16 protein-coding genes and 1 tRNA gene are annotated in these 12,886 nt (G+C 62.0%); 8 read left to right on the forward strand and 9 right to left on the reverse strand.

Features of this window, described 5'->3' with window-relative positions; all coding sequences use genetic code 11:
- Positions 1-43: 43 nt before the first annotated feature.
- Complete coding sequence (locus U5G49_RS23125) at positions 44-1,324, reverse strand: hypothetical protein (RefSeq protein WP_131630992.1); 1,281 nt, start codon at positions 1,322-1,324, stop codon at positions 44-46.
- A 2-nt stretch (positions 1,325-1,326) separates the two neighbouring features.
- The gene (locus U5G49_RS23130) at positions 1,327-2,376 is read right to left on the reverse strand and encodes a glycoside hydrolase family 5 protein (protein ID WP_018447949.1); all 1,050 of its coding nucleotides are present in this window, start codon (positions 2,374-2,376) and stop codon (positions 1,327-1,329) included.
- 134 nt (positions 2,377-2,510) lie between these two features.
- Between U5G49_RS23130 and U5G49_RS23135 the strand changes: the two genes are divergently transcribed.
- Together U5G49_RS23135 and U5G49_RS23140 are read left to right on the forward strand one after the other, a co-directional pair.
- Positions 2,511-4,124 carry a GumC family protein gene (locus tag U5G49_RS23135; RefSeq protein ID WP_018244364.1) on the forward strand — a complete coding sequence of 538 codons (1,614 nt, stop codon included), beginning with the start codon at positions 2,511-2,513 and terminating at the stop codon, positions 4,122-4,124.
- Between the two features lie 59 nt (positions 4,125-4,183).
- Positions 4,184-4,516, forward strand: a complete 333-nt coding sequence (locus tag U5G49_RS23140) for a hypothetical protein (RefSeq protein ID WP_018447947.1) — start codon at positions 4,184-4,186, stop codon at positions 4,514-4,516.
- Between the two features lie 339 nt (positions 4,517-4,855).
- Here U5G49_RS23140 and U5G49_RS23145 read toward each other — a convergent pair whose 3' ends face one another.
- Positions 4,856-5,140 carry a hypothetical protein gene (locus U5G49_RS23145; RefSeq protein ID WP_018447946.1) on the reverse strand — a complete coding sequence of 95 codons (285 nt, stop codon included), beginning with the start codon at positions 5,138-5,140 and terminating at the stop codon, positions 4,856-4,858.
- Positions 5,141-5,377: 237 nt separating this feature from the next.
- Positions 5,378-5,464 (reverse strand) — tRNA-Leu (locus U5G49_RS23150).
- Positions 5,465-5,632: 168 nt separating this feature from the next.
- Here U5G49_RS23150 and U5G49_RS23155 point away from each other — a divergent pair.
- Complete coding sequence (locus U5G49_RS23155; RefSeq protein ID WP_193446447.1) at positions 5,633-6,052, forward strand: BA14K family protein; 420 nt, start codon at positions 5,633-5,635, stop codon at positions 6,050-6,052.
- A 10-nt stretch (positions 6,053-6,062) separates the two neighbouring features.
- Here U5G49_RS23155 and U5G49_RS23160 read toward each other — a convergent pair whose 3' ends face one another.
- The gene (locus U5G49_RS23160) at positions 6,063-6,356 is read right to left on the reverse strand and encodes a SelT/SelW/SelH family protein (RefSeq protein ID WP_026265540.1); all 294 of its coding nucleotides are present in this window, start codon (positions 6,354-6,356) and stop codon (positions 6,063-6,065) included.
- 204 nt (positions 6,357-6,560) lie between these two features.
- Here U5G49_RS23160 and U5G49_RS23165 point away from each other — a divergent pair, with 204 nt between their 5' ends.
- The 3 genes from U5G49_RS23165 (at position 6,561) to U5G49_RS23175 (ending at position 8,436) form a co-directional block, all read left to right on the forward strand.
- Positions 6,561-7,337, forward strand: a complete 777-nt coding sequence (locus U5G49_RS23165; RefSeq protein WP_193446446.1) for a type 1 glutamine amidotransferase — start codon at positions 6,561-6,563, stop codon at positions 7,335-7,337.
- Positions 7,338-7,348: 11 nt separating this feature from the next.
- Positions 7,349-7,897 carry a sugar O-acetyltransferase gene (locus U5G49_RS23170; RefSeq protein WP_128408876.1) on the forward strand — a complete coding sequence of 183 codons (549 nt, stop codon included), beginning with the start codon at positions 7,349-7,351 and terminating at the stop codon, positions 7,895-7,897.
- Positions 7,898-7,983: 86 nt separating this feature from the next.
- The gene (locus tag U5G49_RS23175; RefSeq protein WP_018244370.1) at positions 7,984-8,436 is read left to right on the forward strand and encodes a GFA family protein; all 453 of its coding nucleotides are present in this window, start codon (positions 7,984-7,986) and stop codon (positions 8,434-8,436) included.
- A 3-nt stretch (positions 8,437-8,439) separates the two neighbouring features.
- Here the strand turns inward: U5G49_RS23175 and U5G49_RS23180 are convergent, their stop codons facing one another.
- The 4 genes from U5G49_RS23180 to tenA all read right to left on the reverse strand — a co-directional run bounded on the left by U5G49_RS23180 (position 8,440) and on the right by tenA (position 11,635).
- Positions 8,440-8,739: a CcdB family protein gene (locus tag U5G49_RS23180; protein ID WP_065276977.1), complete on the reverse strand. Its 300-nt coding sequence runs from the start codon at positions 8,737-8,739 to the stop codon at positions 8,440-8,442.
- Positions 8,739-8,969: a type II toxin-antitoxin system CcdA family antitoxin gene (locus tag U5G49_RS23185; RefSeq protein WP_018447942.1), complete on the reverse strand. Its 231-nt coding sequence runs from the start codon at positions 8,967-8,969 to the stop codon at positions 8,739-8,741. The genes U5G49_RS23180 and U5G49_RS23185 overlap by 1 nt, the downstream gene beginning before the upstream one ends.
- A 58-nt stretch (positions 8,970-9,027) precedes the next feature.
- A complete protein-coding gene (gene lepA, locus U5G49_RS23190; protein WP_003544593.1) occupies positions 9,028-10,860 on the reverse strand; it encodes a translation elongation factor 4 in 1,833 nt (610 codons plus the stop codon).
- A gap of 76 nt (positions 10,861-10,936) precedes the next feature.
- Complete coding sequence (tenA, locus tag U5G49_RS23195) at positions 10,937-11,635, reverse strand: thiaminase II (RefSeq protein ID WP_193446445.1); 699 nt, start codon at positions 11,633-11,635, stop codon at positions 10,937-10,939.
- A 138-nt stretch (positions 11,636-11,773) separates the two neighbouring features.
- Between tenA and U5G49_RS23200 the strand changes: the two genes are divergently transcribed.
- Together U5G49_RS23200 and U5G49_RS23205 are read left to right on the forward strand one after the other, a co-directional pair.
- Positions 11,774-12,340: a helix-turn-helix domain-containing protein gene (locus U5G49_RS23200; protein ID WP_193446444.1), complete on the forward strand. Its 567-nt coding sequence runs from the start codon at positions 11,774-11,776 to the stop codon at positions 12,338-12,340.
- A gap of 24 nt (positions 12,341-12,364) precedes the next feature.
- Positions 12,365-12,883: a GNAT family N-acetyltransferase gene (locus U5G49_RS23205; RefSeq protein WP_018447939.1), complete on the forward strand. Its 519-nt coding sequence runs from the start codon at positions 12,365-12,367 to the stop codon at positions 12,881-12,883.
- The last annotated feature ends 3 nt before the right edge of the window (positions 12,884-12,886 follow it).

Below are 12,886 nucleotides of genomic sequence, written 5' to 3' on the forward strand. Positions count from 1 at the left end.
GCGTCTTGCTCCCTCGGGCTCGCGCGGACAGGCGCCGCTGCGGTCAACTCAATACATCTGCCGGACGACCCTGCCGGATGCGCGGGCTGTCGTGGAAGCGCATATATCCGACGACGAACCATAGGAGACCGGCGATCTTCATCGAGAAGACCGCGGTTCCCCCGATCATCATATTCAGAAAAATGAAAAGAGAAAGTGAATGGGCGCAGCGCCGCTGCGCCGCCGTGCGCCCGGCGGGAAAGAGGCAGACGAACAGCCACAAGGCGATGACGCCGAAGATCGTCGCCGCGTAGATCAGGTAGACATAGCCGCTGTCGGCGAATTCGGCGACCCGGTCGACCGAAAGTCCAAGGATGGCAAGCGGATCGAGCTCCATGATTTTCTTCATCGTCAGGTTGATGCGGCCGGTGAAATTGTCGCCCGTCGCATTGGGTTTCATCACGTAGACGAGGAAGCCGGCGGCGACGATCAGCGGCATCAGCGCCAGATTGAAATTCTTCGGGATCTTCGGAAAGACGAAGTAGCCGACGATGCAGGCAAAGCAGAAGATCAGCATCGTGCGCGTGTCGTTCGTCACCAGGATCAGCACGGCCGTGCTGATCATCAGCAACCGGTCCCAGCGGCCAAGCCTCTCCCACATCGAGATCAGGTAGACCGCGATCACGCCGCAGAAATTGGCCAGCGACACCTGTTCGAGGAAGATCGAGGAGGAACGATGGTCGATGATGCCGAAGGAGAAGCGTTCGGGAAAGCCGAGCGCGTTCTGGAAGAGGCCCGTCGTGTTGTAGCTCAGCGGCAGCAGCCCGCGCGTATTGGCGAAATAATCGGACGGGTGGACGATGCTGACATAGAACGGCACGCTGATGATCTCGAAGATCAGGAAGATCATGACGGCAAGACTTGCCCAGCGAAAGGCGAGCTTCATCGTTTTCTCGTTGCTCCAGCCGCCGAGCCCGGTAAAGCAGAAGATGATCAGCACGTTGCGGAAGTGATCGATGAACAGCATGCGGTTGAGCACGCTGACATAGATGGTCACGATGAGCGTGAACAGCAGGAACAGGAAGGCCGGCAGGTCAGTCTCGTAGATCCCCTTGTGCAGGATGTAGATGATGGCGCTTGCCATGATCAGGCCTTCACTGGCTGCGACATGCGTCATCGACAGCGGCACGATGTTGTGGTTGATGAAGGCCAGAATTCCGTTGTAGAGCACGGAGAGCAGGCCGAGCCAGAACACCGTATGATCGGTGCGTGATGCCTCGCGGGCAGCATCGAGCCGGTTGCCGGCTACAGGGAATGTCGCTGTCCTGTGATCGACGACTGCCATGCTCATTTCCCCGCGGGCTTGACGGCGGAGCAAGTGCCGGCATCGGCTTTTGCCGCCTCGGCAAGAAGCCGCATCTGCGGCCGCTCAGAGCCCTTGCGCGGCTGGACGTTGAAGGGCTCGTCCGCCGGCCACCATTCGCCGGCCGCCCAGTAGGACCAGCCGAGCCAGACGTCGCTATTATCAGTCATGGTGGCGTAGATTTCGGTCAATCCGCTCATGCAGTCCTTGTCGGCGGAGGCGCCGAATTCACCGAGAAAGCCGCGCTTGTGGTTCCGCTTCAGCCAGGCGGTGACCCCGGCGATCGCCTCGACCGCAGCAGTCGAGCCTTCGCAGGTCGGATGGGTGCCGGAGGAATCGGCATCGAGATACTGGTGAACCTCATAGGCGTAGAAATCGAGTGGATCGCGCACGCCGAGCATCACCGTGCCGTTGGCGCCGCCGATCACATCCTTTTCCCAGCTTGACGCGCCGCTCCAGGCTGTGCCCGGCACCAGGATGAGGTTGCGCGCGCCGACGGCGCGGATGCTGCGGATCGCCGCATTGGCGGCATCCAGCCAGTCGGTCGCCTTGATGTCGTGCGGTTCGTTCATTAGGCCGAAGAGAACACCGTCCTGATTGGCGAATTCAACGGCGAGCCTTGCCCAGAAATCCCCGAAGGCGGCATCCGTTGCCGGCGCCGTGCCGACCTGGGTCTTGTCGTAATAGCCGAAATTATGCGGGTCGAGCAGAACCGCCATGCCGTGTTTGCGGATCAGGCCGATGGTATCCTTGAGCCGCTTGAGCTCGTCCTCGTCGAGCCGCCCGCCGAGTGCGGACTGCAGCCGCTCCCAGCGGAAGGGCAGTCGGATGATCGTCATGCCCTTTTTGGCGAAATAGCTAATCGTGTCTTCGCCGGGATAGGTATAGTTGGTGCCATAGATGCCGCCGCGCTCGCCATATTCGCCGCCGGACAAATTGACGCCGCGGTAGCACGGGGCCTCAGCCGCAAGGACCGGCGACGGGGTGAGAGCGACCGCAAGCAGCAGCGCTGTCAGATGTCGTGTCGTCCTCATGGCCATCCTCGCTATCGCGGCAATCGCAACGTCGGCGTCGCTGAAGTTATTTTAACGGTCCGTTAGCTAAGAATTTCTAAAGTATCAGCACCTCGGCTTCAGTCTTTCACGCTGGGCGGGACACGAGTGCGCGTATGAACCAGTATGACAGGAACAGGGTAAGCCGGCTCCCTGGCTGGCGCAGTTTTGAGCCATCTCAGACTGCGCCGGAAGGCGTGCGCATGCGCAGTCCCGTCATCCGCCCGGATGATTTCGTCCGGCCGTCGCCCGAACCCGCTTCGCCCCCTTTCGTGCCGCCGGAAAATACTACGGAAACCCGCCAGTATGAGCGTCCGGCACCTCCGCCGCCGCTTCCAAAACAACCTGTCGTCGACGCGCCGTCGAACGCAGCATCCGCGCCTGCGGCACCACTTCTCGACCTCCGCTCGAGTATCGCCGCGATCTGGAGCCGACGGCTGATCGTGCTGGGCCTGGCGCTTCTCGGAGCTGTGGCAGGCGGGGCGGTGGCGCCGCGCATCGCCCAGAAATTCACCGCCGTCAGCAGCCTCTATTTCGACCCGCGCCAGATCGGCCTTGCCGATACCGGCGCGCAATCTTCGGGTCCCTCGCCGGAAATGATCTCGGCGCTGATCGATAGCCAGGTGCAGATCCTGACCTCGGGCAATGTGCTGCGGCGCGTCGCTGAAGCCATGAAGCTCGACCAGGATCCCGAATTCACCGGCGGCCGCACGGATGGCGCCGCCGTGATCGGCACACTGCAAAAGGCGCTGGTCATCACCCGTGAGGCCAGCACCTATGTCGTCTCGCTTGCCGCCACGACCAATGATCCCGAAAAATCCGCAAGGCTTGCCAACCAGGTCGTCACCTCCTTCACCGAGGAAGAGAACAGTGCTTCGAACGGCATTTACGAAAATACCTCCTCGACGCTCGACGGACGCCTCAACGACCTGCGCCAGAAGGTGCTGGAGGCCGAGCAGGCTGTCGAAACCTTCCGCGCCGACAACGACATGGCCGCGACAGAAGGTAACCTGATTTCCGATCAGCGGCTCGTGTCGCTGAACACGATGCTGGTGACGGCACAGGAAAAGACCATCCAGGCGAAGGCGCGCGCCGATGCCGTCGCCAATCTCCGCGTCGAGGACATCGTCGCCGGCAACCAGGCGGAGGGCGGCGTCACCTCGCCGCTCGTCAGTCTGCGTCAGCAATATGCCACCCAGGCCGCCGCCGTCGGCAGCCTCGAAAGCCAGATGGGCACGCGTCATCCGCGCCTGCAGGCGGCCCGCTCCTCGCTGCAGAGCATATCAGGCGAAATCAAGGGCGAATTGCAGCGTCTCGCCACCTCGGCAAGGGGCGAATACGAGCAGGCCAAGGCCGCCGAGGACAGCATCGCCAAGGAACTTGCCGTGCAGAAGGCGCTGCAGGCGAGTACCTCCGACAAGCAGGTGGAATTGAACGAATTGCAGCGCAAGGCGACGGCGGCGCGCGATATTTACGAGACGGTGCTGAAACGCTCCGGCCAGACGAGCGAGGAACAGAACTTCAACCAGAGTAACATTCGCGTCATTTCGCCGGCCGAGCCGCCGGTCAAGGGAGACGGTCCCGGAAAGACGATTCTATTGGTTGCCGGCGTCATCGGCGGTTTTCTCGCGGGTTTCGTCATCGGCGCCGGTTTTGCGATCCTCGCCGGTCTCTTCGGCCATCCCGTCATCAGAAGTTATTTCAGGAAGTCCCCCGCTGCGGCCGCTTGATGACGGTCGCCGGTTTTCCTACATCGGAAGAGCGGCCTATTGCCGGCAGGAGAGTTCCCATGCGGCTGTTGATGATGCTTCTGATATCGCTCGTTGCCGTCTCAAGCCTCGCCCCGGCGTCCGCCTTTGCCGTCGACTGGACAAAATCCGTCGATTCCGGGGTTCAACCCCTCTATCCCTATAAGGGTCTTCCCGGCGTCAAGGCGCAGCCGGACAAGAAAGAGGAGGATTCCTACAATTGCCGCACCGAAACCGTGCAGATCCGCCGCCGTTACGACGAGATCTTCCGCTCCGGCGGCATGCCGACGCTGATGTATGTCTGCGAACGCGACGGCTTCATCTCGATGGACGACAAGGTCCCCCTGCGCGGCCACTATCAGCCGGTGCGGTGAACGCTTCGGGCCGACTGCTGCAATGTCGTGCTGTTGTGGTAGCCTCCAGCGGCTGACGGCACAGACGGCGGCTGATCTGGACAGGACGGCGCCGGATCCCATTCCGCCGGCCGATGGCCGCCGACAAAGGCGGGCGCGTCGGCAGAAAGAAAAATCCCACTTCGGAATCTCGAAATTCCCCCGCTTCGGGATTCCGAAATCCGACGCCTTTCGTGGGCTGTCGTCGCGGAGAAACATTCAATGATTTCAATCCATCAGCCAATTTCGGGATTCCGAAGTGCTATATAGATTATGGTGGGAGTTCCCAGGCTCTGCCATACCTTGGCCGGATCGTTGCGGCTAAGTCTCCAGATTAAGCTGGAGTGGAGCGTCGTCTGCCTCGGCGACCTTGGACTTACGCTTTGTTGCCGCACGGCGTGCTGGCTTGGTGGTTTTCGCTCGAGTGTAGGAGCCGAGTTCGTCTGCCTCGGAGCCGGGCAGCAGCGGGCCGGCCGCAGGCGCCGCAGCGGCTACCTCAATGACCGGCTTAGGGGGCGGCATTTCAATGGCCGGCTTGGCGGCTGACACCTCGCGAGCCTTTATAGGCTCGGGGTTGCTGGCGGCGGGTGCGGCGTATCGGATCATCAGCAAGACTCCATTTTGTTCGCTTTATGTTCGCATTTGGGAGTGAGGGAGTCAATGCAGGCCAGCTATCAAGAGCGGCGGGAATAAGCGTCTAGAAATGAGGACTTCGGAGAGTTCTTGGGAGCTATTGAGCGAACAAGCCCTTGCGCGCATCGCGACTGGCCTTTGTTGCAAGGCCTGCGCAACTTTAGTTGAAAAGGCTTAACTCCTTGATCTTGGTAGCGATCAAGAATGGAATGGTGCCCAGAAGAGGACTCGAACCTCCACACCCTTTCGGGTACCAGCACCTGAAGCTGGCGCGTCTACCAATTCCGCCATCTGGGCGACGGAGAGCGATGTAAGGGGGTGGCCCCTGACTGTCAACTGGGTTTTTGAAGTTTTTCTGACAGTTGGCGAAAAAGCGGCCGATCACATGCGAGGGAGCGCCGAAGGGTGGGCATAGCGCTCCGGTTGGCACGCCCTATATAGAGGAAATATCGAAAGGAATGCATCATGCTTGCTCCCCGCACGCTTCTGCTCGCCGGTCTGTTGGCCGTTTTGTCACCCGCCATCGCCGGGGCCGATTCGCTGAAGCTGGGCAAGCGCGGGGTCGGGCCGCTCAATACCGGCTCGACGCTTTGCGATTTTCGCGGCTGCTTCGGCTTCGGGCCGCAGCAATGGCATCGTCCCGCCTATGTCCAGCCGAACTACCGTCCGCGCGGCGCGGGGCCGACCTATTACCGGCCGGGCGCTGCCGGGCCGCCGCAGCTGACCTATGATCCGCCGCCGGTGCAAAGGGTGCAGCCGAAGGCGCGTGACATGAACAGCCATGCCGCCTGGTGCAGCAACGAATACCGCTCCTACAATCCGAGGACCGATCGTTTCCTCACCTATGAGGGCATCTACAAGACCTGCCGCTCGCCCTATCGCTGAGCGGTCGTGGTCAGCTTTCGAGCGAGACGCGGTCGACGTGGCCGAGATCGCGGCCGGGCTCGACGATGTCGCGGACCCGCTGCTTCAGCTCCTTCGGCCCGGGAAAGCCGCCGTCGCGCTTGCGCTCCCAGATCAGATCGCCATTGACGCGGATCTCGAAATTGCCGCCGGTAGCGGGGATCAGCGCCACTTCACCGAGGCTGTCGGAAAAGGTGTGCAGAAGCTCCTGCGCCATCCAGCTGGCGCGCAGCAGCCAGTTGCACTGGGTGCAGTAGAGGATCGTGACGCGGGCTTTTTCGGTCATGGCGATGTCCTTTCGTTTGCTGAGATTTAAGCCCTGTGGCGCGTGCGCGCAATCGCCCTCGCTAGAGCATGATGCCGAAAAGTGTGAGCGGTTTTCGGGCGACATCATGCTCCAACTATTTAATTAAGAACAGGATTCAGATTTTGGGCCGAACCGGCCTAAAGCCTGAATCCTGTTCTGGCGTCTTGCGCGCCGTCCTCCGGCATGGTCTCTTCCCGTGGTCGGCCATACCAGGAAGAGCCTATGCGCGTCGCAGTCATCGAAAATATGCGGAATACCGGCCTCGGCGCGCTTGCCGCAGCGCTCGAAGAAGCGGGCGCGGAGATCGAATGGTTCCGGGTGTGGCAGGACGGCATCCTGCCAAAAGAGATATCCGGCCATGACGCGCTGGTCGTTCTCGGCGGCGAGCAGAGCGCGCTGGATGACGAAACCCATCCCTATCTGCCGGAGCTCGCCCGGCTCACGCGCCGCTTCGGCGATGCCGGCAAGGCCGTGCTCGGCATCTGCCTCGGCAGCCAGATTCTCGCCCGCGCTTATGGCGCCGACAATCACTTAGGGATCGCCCGCGAATTCGGCTGGCACCGGATCGGCGTCACCGCCGATGGCCGGGCCGATCCGCTGCTGTTGGCGCTTGGCGGCGAGTTCACCATCTTCGAATGGCATGCCGACACGTTTTCCCTGCCTGAGGGCGCGGTGCGTCTCGCCTCGAGCCCCGTTGCCGAGAACCAGGCCTTCCGCATCGGTCGCGCCGTCTATGGCACCCAGTTCCATTTCGAGGCCAATTTGGACGTCGTCGAGCAATGGAAGGCCGAATTTCCCGACACGATCGCGCGTATTGCGCCGGGCTGGCTGGAGAAACATGCCGAGCTGGCGGCAAGGCATGGCGGAGCCGCCAATGCCGCGGGCCTTGCCATTGCGCGCGCCTGGGTCAGCCTGATCGAACGGGAAGAGGTCGAAATGCTGTCGCAGGCCTCGGCGTGAGGGGTGATGCGATGGCGGCCAGTGAACGCGAAAAGATGGCGGTAGGCGAATGGTATTGCTGCCTCGATGACGAGCTCGATCTCTTGCGCCGGCAGGCGCGCATGGCCGTCCATGCGCATAACTCGCTGCCGCCGGATGAGCGCGGCGCGATGGCTCCGGCCCTGAGGGCACTCTTTGCGCAGGCAGCACTCAATGTCTTCATCGAAGCACCGTTTCACTGCTCCTACGGCATCAACATCACTCTCGGCGAACGCGTCTATTTCAATGCCGGCTGCACGATTCTTGATTCCGGCCGGGTGACGATCGGTGATCGCAGCATGTTCGGCCCGGGGGTGCAGATCTATTGCGCCGAGCATCACAAGGAGCCGGCACTTCGCAGCACGGGCATCGAGATTGCCAGGCCGGTCACCATCGGCAACGACGTCTGGATCGGTGGCAGCGCCATCATCCTCGGCGGCGTCACCATCGGCGACGGCGCGATCGTCGGCGCCGGTGCGGTGGTCACCAGGGATGTGCCGGCCGGCGCAACCGTAGTCGGCAATCCGGCCCGCATCCGCTAACGCCGGCTCCTATCCCGTGATGGCCCCTCGCCATCTCGACAGCGGCGATCATTCCGCTAGATGAGAGGGCAAAACGGGAGGGAGGCATGAGCGAACTGAATTTACCGATGGAGGGCGGCTGCCGTTGCGGCCGGGTGCGATTGAAGATCAGCGCCCCGCCGCTGCTCACCATGGCCTGTCATTGCACGGGGTGCCAGAAGATGACATCAAGCGCCTATTCGCTGAGTGCGGCCATCCCAAGCGAAGGCTTCGAGGTGACGCAAGGCGAGCCGGTGATCGGCGGCCTGCATGGCGTCACGAAGCATTATTTCTGCCCGCATTGCATGAGCTGGATGTTCACCCGGCCGGAAGGCATGGACTGGTTCGTCAATCTGCGCGCGACCATGCTCGACGATCCGAGCTGGTTCACGCCCTTCATCGAAACCTGGACAAGCGAGAAGCTGTCATTCGCCGAGACCGGGGCGGTGTACAGCTACGCGGCGCTGCCTGAAATGGACGCCTATGAGGGGCTGGTGAAGGAATATATGGGCAGGGGATGAGGCTCAGAAACCCTGGAAGAGAAAATCGACGGCGGCGATAATTCGATCACTGTCGGCGGTAAGATCCGCCACCACGCCTCCAATCTCCTTTACGGAAATTGCGCCGGTGAATTGGGTAGCCATCACATAGGGCAGGTCATTGATCACGAATTGTGGATTGAGCTGACGCATGATTTTGGGAAGCGCTTGCAATGGAAGCATCGGCGCCATGGTCCGCGTTGTCAGCTCACCAAGCAAGTCGGACTGCAGATCGAGGGCAAGCGCGTCGGTATGCATAAGATTGTAAACATGAAACCGAGCCATCAGAACTGTCGATATTTCTGAAACGGCAGACCGTGCTTTTCGACATAGGCATTGGAAGCGGCAATAGCCTCGGCGTTCTCGATACGCCAAAGCCGCTCGCGCTCCGCCTTTATGGCTTGTGCGATACCATCTTCCGCCGCCCGGGATATGTTGATCTTGAGCTCGCGCGCCTGGGAAACGAGACCTTCATCAAGAGACAGGTTCGCTGCTTTTCTTGGTCGCTGAGCCATAACGATCTCCTCAATTTTATGCGCACAGTGTATGCGCATAAAATACCGTTGAGAAGCGTTATTCGTCGCCCATCTTCAGCGCGGCGATGAAGGCTTCCTGGGGGATCTCCACCTTGCCGAACTGGCGCATGCGCTTCTTGCCGGCCTTCTGCTTGTCGAGCAGCTTGCGCTTGCGGGTGGCGTCGCCGCCGTAGCATTTCGCGGTCACGTCCTTGCGCAGCGCCGAGATCGTCTCGCGGGCAATGACGTTGCCGCCGATCGCCGCCTGGATCGGGATCTTGAACATGTGCTTCGGGATCAGCTCCTTGAGCTTCTCGCACATGTCGCGGCCGCGCTTTTCGGCGGCCGTCCGGTGCACCATCATCGACAGCGCGTCGACCGGTTCGCCGTTGACGAGGATCGACATCTTCACGAGGTTGCCCTCGCGGTGGTCGGTCAGCGTGTAGTCGAAGGAGGCATAACCCTTCGAGATCGACTTCAACCGGTCGTAGAAATCGAACACGACTTCGTTGAGCGGCAGGTCGTAGGTCAGCATCGCGCGCGTGCCGACATAGGTGAGTTCGATCTGGATGCCGCGGCGGTCCTGGCAGAGCTTCAGGATGCCGCCGAGATAGTCGTCGGGCGTCAGGATCGTCGCGCGGATCCACGGCTCGTGGATTTCCGAGATCTTGACGACATCTGGCATGTCGGCCGGATTGTGCAGCTCGCGCTCCGTGCCGTCGGTCATGTACATCTTGTAGACGACGGAGGGTGCGGTGGCGATGAGGTCGAGGTCGAACTCGCGCTCCAGCCGTTCCTGGATGATTTCGAGATGCAGCAGGCCGAGGAAGCCGCAGCGGAAACCGAAGCCGAGTGCCGCCGAAGATTCCATTTCGAAGGAGAAGGAGGCGTCGTTGAGGCGAAGCTTGCCCATGGCGGCGCGCAGATCCTCGAAATCGGCGGCATCGACCGGGAAGAGGCCGCAGAACACCACCGGCTGGGCCGGCTTGAAGCCCGGCAGCGCCTGGGCCGTCGGCCGCTTGTCTTCGGTGATCGTGTCGCCGACGCGGGTATCGGCCACTTCCTTGATCGAGGCGGTGATGAAGCCGATCTCGCCGGGGCCGAGGCGGTCGATATTGACCATCTTCGGCGTCAGCACGCCGACGCGCTCCACCTGGTATTTCGCATCGGTGCCCATCATCCGCACCGTCTGGCCCTTGGTCAGCACGCCGTCGATGACGCGGACCAGAACCATGACGCCGAGATAGGCATCGTACCAGCTGTCGACCAGCAGCGCCTTCAGCGGCGCCTTTTCGCCGCCGGGGCTCTTCGGCGCCGGCAGCTTGTGGACGATCGCCTCCAGCACATCGGGAATGCCGAGGCCGGTCTTCGCCGAAATCAGCACCGCCTCCGAAGCGTCGATGCCGATCACTTCCTCGATCTGCTCCTTGATGCGGTCGGGTTCGGCGGCCGGCAGGTCGATCTTGTTGAGGACAGTGACGATCTCGTGATTGTTGTCGATCGCCTGGTAGACGTTGGCGAGCGTCTGCGCTTCGACGCCCTGGCTGGCATCGACGACAAGCAGCGAACCCTCGCAGGCCGACAGCGACCGTGAGACCTCATAGGCGAAGTCGACATGGCCGGGCGTGTCGATCAGGTTGAGAATGTATTTCTCGCCGTTATTCGCCTGGTAATGCAGGCGCACGGTCTGGGCCTTGATGGTGATGCCGCGCTCGCGCTCGATATCCATATTGTCGAGCACCTGCTCGGACATCTCGCGCTCGGCAAGGCCGCCCGTCGTCTGGATCAGGCGGTCGGCCAGCGTCGATTTGCCGTGGTCGATATGGGCCACGATCGAAAAGTTGCGGATATGGGACAGCGGAGTGGTGGAATTGGTGCTCATGCGCGCCATATAGCAGCGCCGCCCCCTGCCGCAAAGCGCTAATTATCCCGCTGTTTACGCTATTTCGTCCTCTATCGGGCGCCTGTCAGACCGGCCACGTCTCCAGCCGCCAGGCCGAATCCCAGAACATCCATTCATATTGCGAGGCGCGCACGAAGACATCGGTCATTTGCGCCCGTTCCACCGGCGATGCGGCGCGGGCGGCGATGTCGGTCAGCGCGATCACCTCGCGGGCACCGGCGGCAAATTGCGGATCGCCATAGGTGTTGATCCAGGCCTGGAAGGCATTGCCTTCGATAACAGGCCGGTTCTTGATCGCTTCGCCGACGTGCCAGTAGATCCAGAAGCAGGGAAGGATGGAGGACAGCGCCACCGCGTAGGAGTTGTGATAGGCGGTGGCAAGCAGGAAGTTCGTATAGGCAAAGCCGGCCGGCGAGGGCTCGGCTGATGTAACATCGGCGGAGGTGATGCCGAATTGGGTGAGGAAGCCGGCATGCAGGCCCTGTTCGACGGTGATCGCCTTCTGCGCCGAACCGAGGAAGCGCAGGACCTGCGCATTGTCGGGCGCTTTGGCCGCGACGATCGCCAGGCATCGCGCATAATGCTTGAGGTAGAGCGCATCCTGCAGGATGTAGTGCCGGAAAACCTCCGGCGGCAGCGTGCCGTCCGAAAGGCGCTGCAGCAGCGGCAATGCCTCGATTTCAGCCATGATGGGCGCGATCCTGTCCCAAGCGGCAGCCGTGAAGCTTCCTGTCAGTTCCGTGCTCTGCGTGCTGGCGTCCATCACTCTCTCCTCGGATTACGCCGCCATATATGGACGGCGCAGCGGCGAAAGCAAGGCGCGTTTGGCCGCTTTTCGTGGGCACTTGATTCCATCATCGGATAATGTATTTCTCTTATAGTGGAATCACGAAATTGGAAAATGGAACCGGAACTCGAACGGGCGATCGGCATCCGCATCCGCACGCTGCGGCAGGAAAAGGCTCTGACGCTCGATGATCTTGCTGCGGCCTCCGGCGTCAGCCGGGCGATGATCTCGCGCATCGAGCGGGCGGAGGCGAGCCCGACCGCCTCGCTGCTGGCGAGGATCTGCGCCGCGCTCGGCCTGTCGCTGTCGGCCTTCTTTGCGGAAGAGGGGCAGGCCTCGCCGCTCGCCCGGAGGCAGGAACAGCAGGTCTGGCGCGATCCGGAGACCGGTTATATCAGACGGTCTGTTTCACCCCCGGGCACGGCTTCCGATGTCGATATCGTCGAGGTTGAATTCCCGGCCGGCGCCCGCGTCAGCTTCCCCCCGCATGCGAGCGCCCATGGCATGACGCAGCATATCTGGCTGTTCGACGGCGAGCTGGAGATGACGGCGGCTGAGATCGTCTACCGGCTGCGGCCGGGCGATTGCCTCTTCATGCCGGTCGGCGAGGGCCACTTCTTCCACAATCCCGGCAATATGCCGGCACGCTATTGCGTCGTGCTCGATCGCGGCGGCCGATAACAGTATTCATTTCAGGAGAACAGCATGCCTGCTATTCGTACCCTTTCCGCCGAGGAGGCCCGCGCCGCCGTTCCGGCCCTTTCGCAGGTGCTTGTCGATTGTGTCGCGGGCGGCGCCTCCGTCGGCTTCATGCAGCCCTATGGCCCTGAGGATGCCGAGCCCTATTGGCGTGATGTCGCCGATGCCGTTGCCACCGGCGGCAATCTGCTGCTGGTTGCCGAACTCGACGGCAGGATCGTTGGTACCGTGCAGGTGGGTGCCGCGCAGATGCCGAACCAGCCGCATCGCGGCGACCTGAAGAAGCTGCTGGTGCATCGCTCCGCCCGCGGCAAGGGGCTCGCCCGGCTGCTGATGGATGCCGCCGAGCGTGAGGCGGCAAGCCGCGGCAAGACCCTGCTCGTGCTCGACACGGCAACCGGCAGCGATGCCGAGGCGATTTATCCGCGCCTGGGCTGGCAGCGTGTCGGTGTCATCCCCGATTACGCGCTGTGGCCGGAAGGCGGCTTCTGCGCCACCACCCTGTTCTACAAGCGGCTTACCTGATTG

It is taken from the genome of Rhizobium indigoferae, assembly GCF_034554815.1.
GTDB lineage: Bacteria > Pseudomonadota > Alphaproteobacteria > Rhizobiales > Rhizobiaceae > Rhizobium > Rhizobium leguminosarum.

Coding starts and splice junctions, on each gene's coding strand:
- U5G49_RS23125 (WP_131630992.1), bottom strand. CDS start 1,324: ATGGCAGTCGTCGATCACAGGACAGCGACATTCCCTGTAGCCGGCAAC.
- U5G49_RS23130 (WP_018447949.1), bottom strand. CDS start 2,376: ATGAGGACGACACGACATCTGACAGCGCTGCTGCTTGCGGTCGCTCTC.
- U5G49_RS23135 (WP_018244364.1), top strand. CDS start 2,511: ATGAACCAGTATGACAGGAACAGGGTAAGCCGGCTCCCTGGCTGGCGC.
- U5G49_RS23140 (WP_018447947.1), top strand. CDS start 4,184: ATGCGGCTGTTGATGATGCTTCTGATATCGCTCGTTGCCGTCTCAAGC.
- U5G49_RS23145 (WP_018447946.1), bottom strand. CDS start 5,140: ATGATCCGATACGCCGCACCCGCCGCCAGCAACCCCGAGCCTATAAAG.
- U5G49_RS23155 (WP_193446447.1), top strand. CDS start 5,633: ATGCTTGCTCCCCGCACGCTTCTGCTCGCCGGTCTGTTGGCCGTTTTG.
- U5G49_RS23160 (WP_026265540.1), bottom strand. CDS start 6,356: ATGACCGAAAAAGCCCGCGTCACGATCCTCTACTGCACCCAGTGCAAC.
- U5G49_RS23165 (WP_193446446.1), top strand. CDS start 6,561: ATGGTCTCTTCCCGTGGTCGGCCATACCAGGAAGAGCCTATGCGCGTC.
- U5G49_RS23170 (WP_128408876.1), top strand. CDS start 7,349: ATGGCGGCCAGTGAACGCGAAAAGATGGCGGTAGGCGAATGGTATTGC.
- U5G49_RS23175 (WP_018244370.1), top strand. CDS start 7,984: ATGAGCGAACTGAATTTACCGATGGAGGGCGGCTGCCGTTGCGGCCGG.
- U5G49_RS23180 (WP_065276977.1), bottom strand. CDS start 8,739: ATGGCTCGGTTTCATGTTTACAATCTTATGCATACCGACGCGCTTGCC.
- U5G49_RS23185 (WP_018447942.1), bottom strand. CDS start 8,969: ATGGCTCAGCGACCAAGAAAAGCAGCGAACCTGTCTCTTGATGAAGGT.
- lepA (WP_003544593.1), bottom strand. CDS start 10,860: ATGGCGCGCATGAGCACCAATTCCACCACTCCGCTGTCCCATATCCGC.
- tenA (WP_193446445.1), bottom strand. CDS start 11,635: ATGGACGCCAGCACGCAGAGCACGGAACTGACAGGAAGCTTCACGGCT.
- U5G49_RS23200 (WP_193446444.1), top strand. CDS start 11,774: ATGGAACCGGAACTCGAACGGGCGATCGGCATCCGCATCCGCACGCTG.
- U5G49_RS23205 (WP_018447939.1), top strand. CDS start 12,365: ATGCCTGCTATTCGTACCCTTTCCGCCGAGGAGGCCCGCGCCGCCGTT.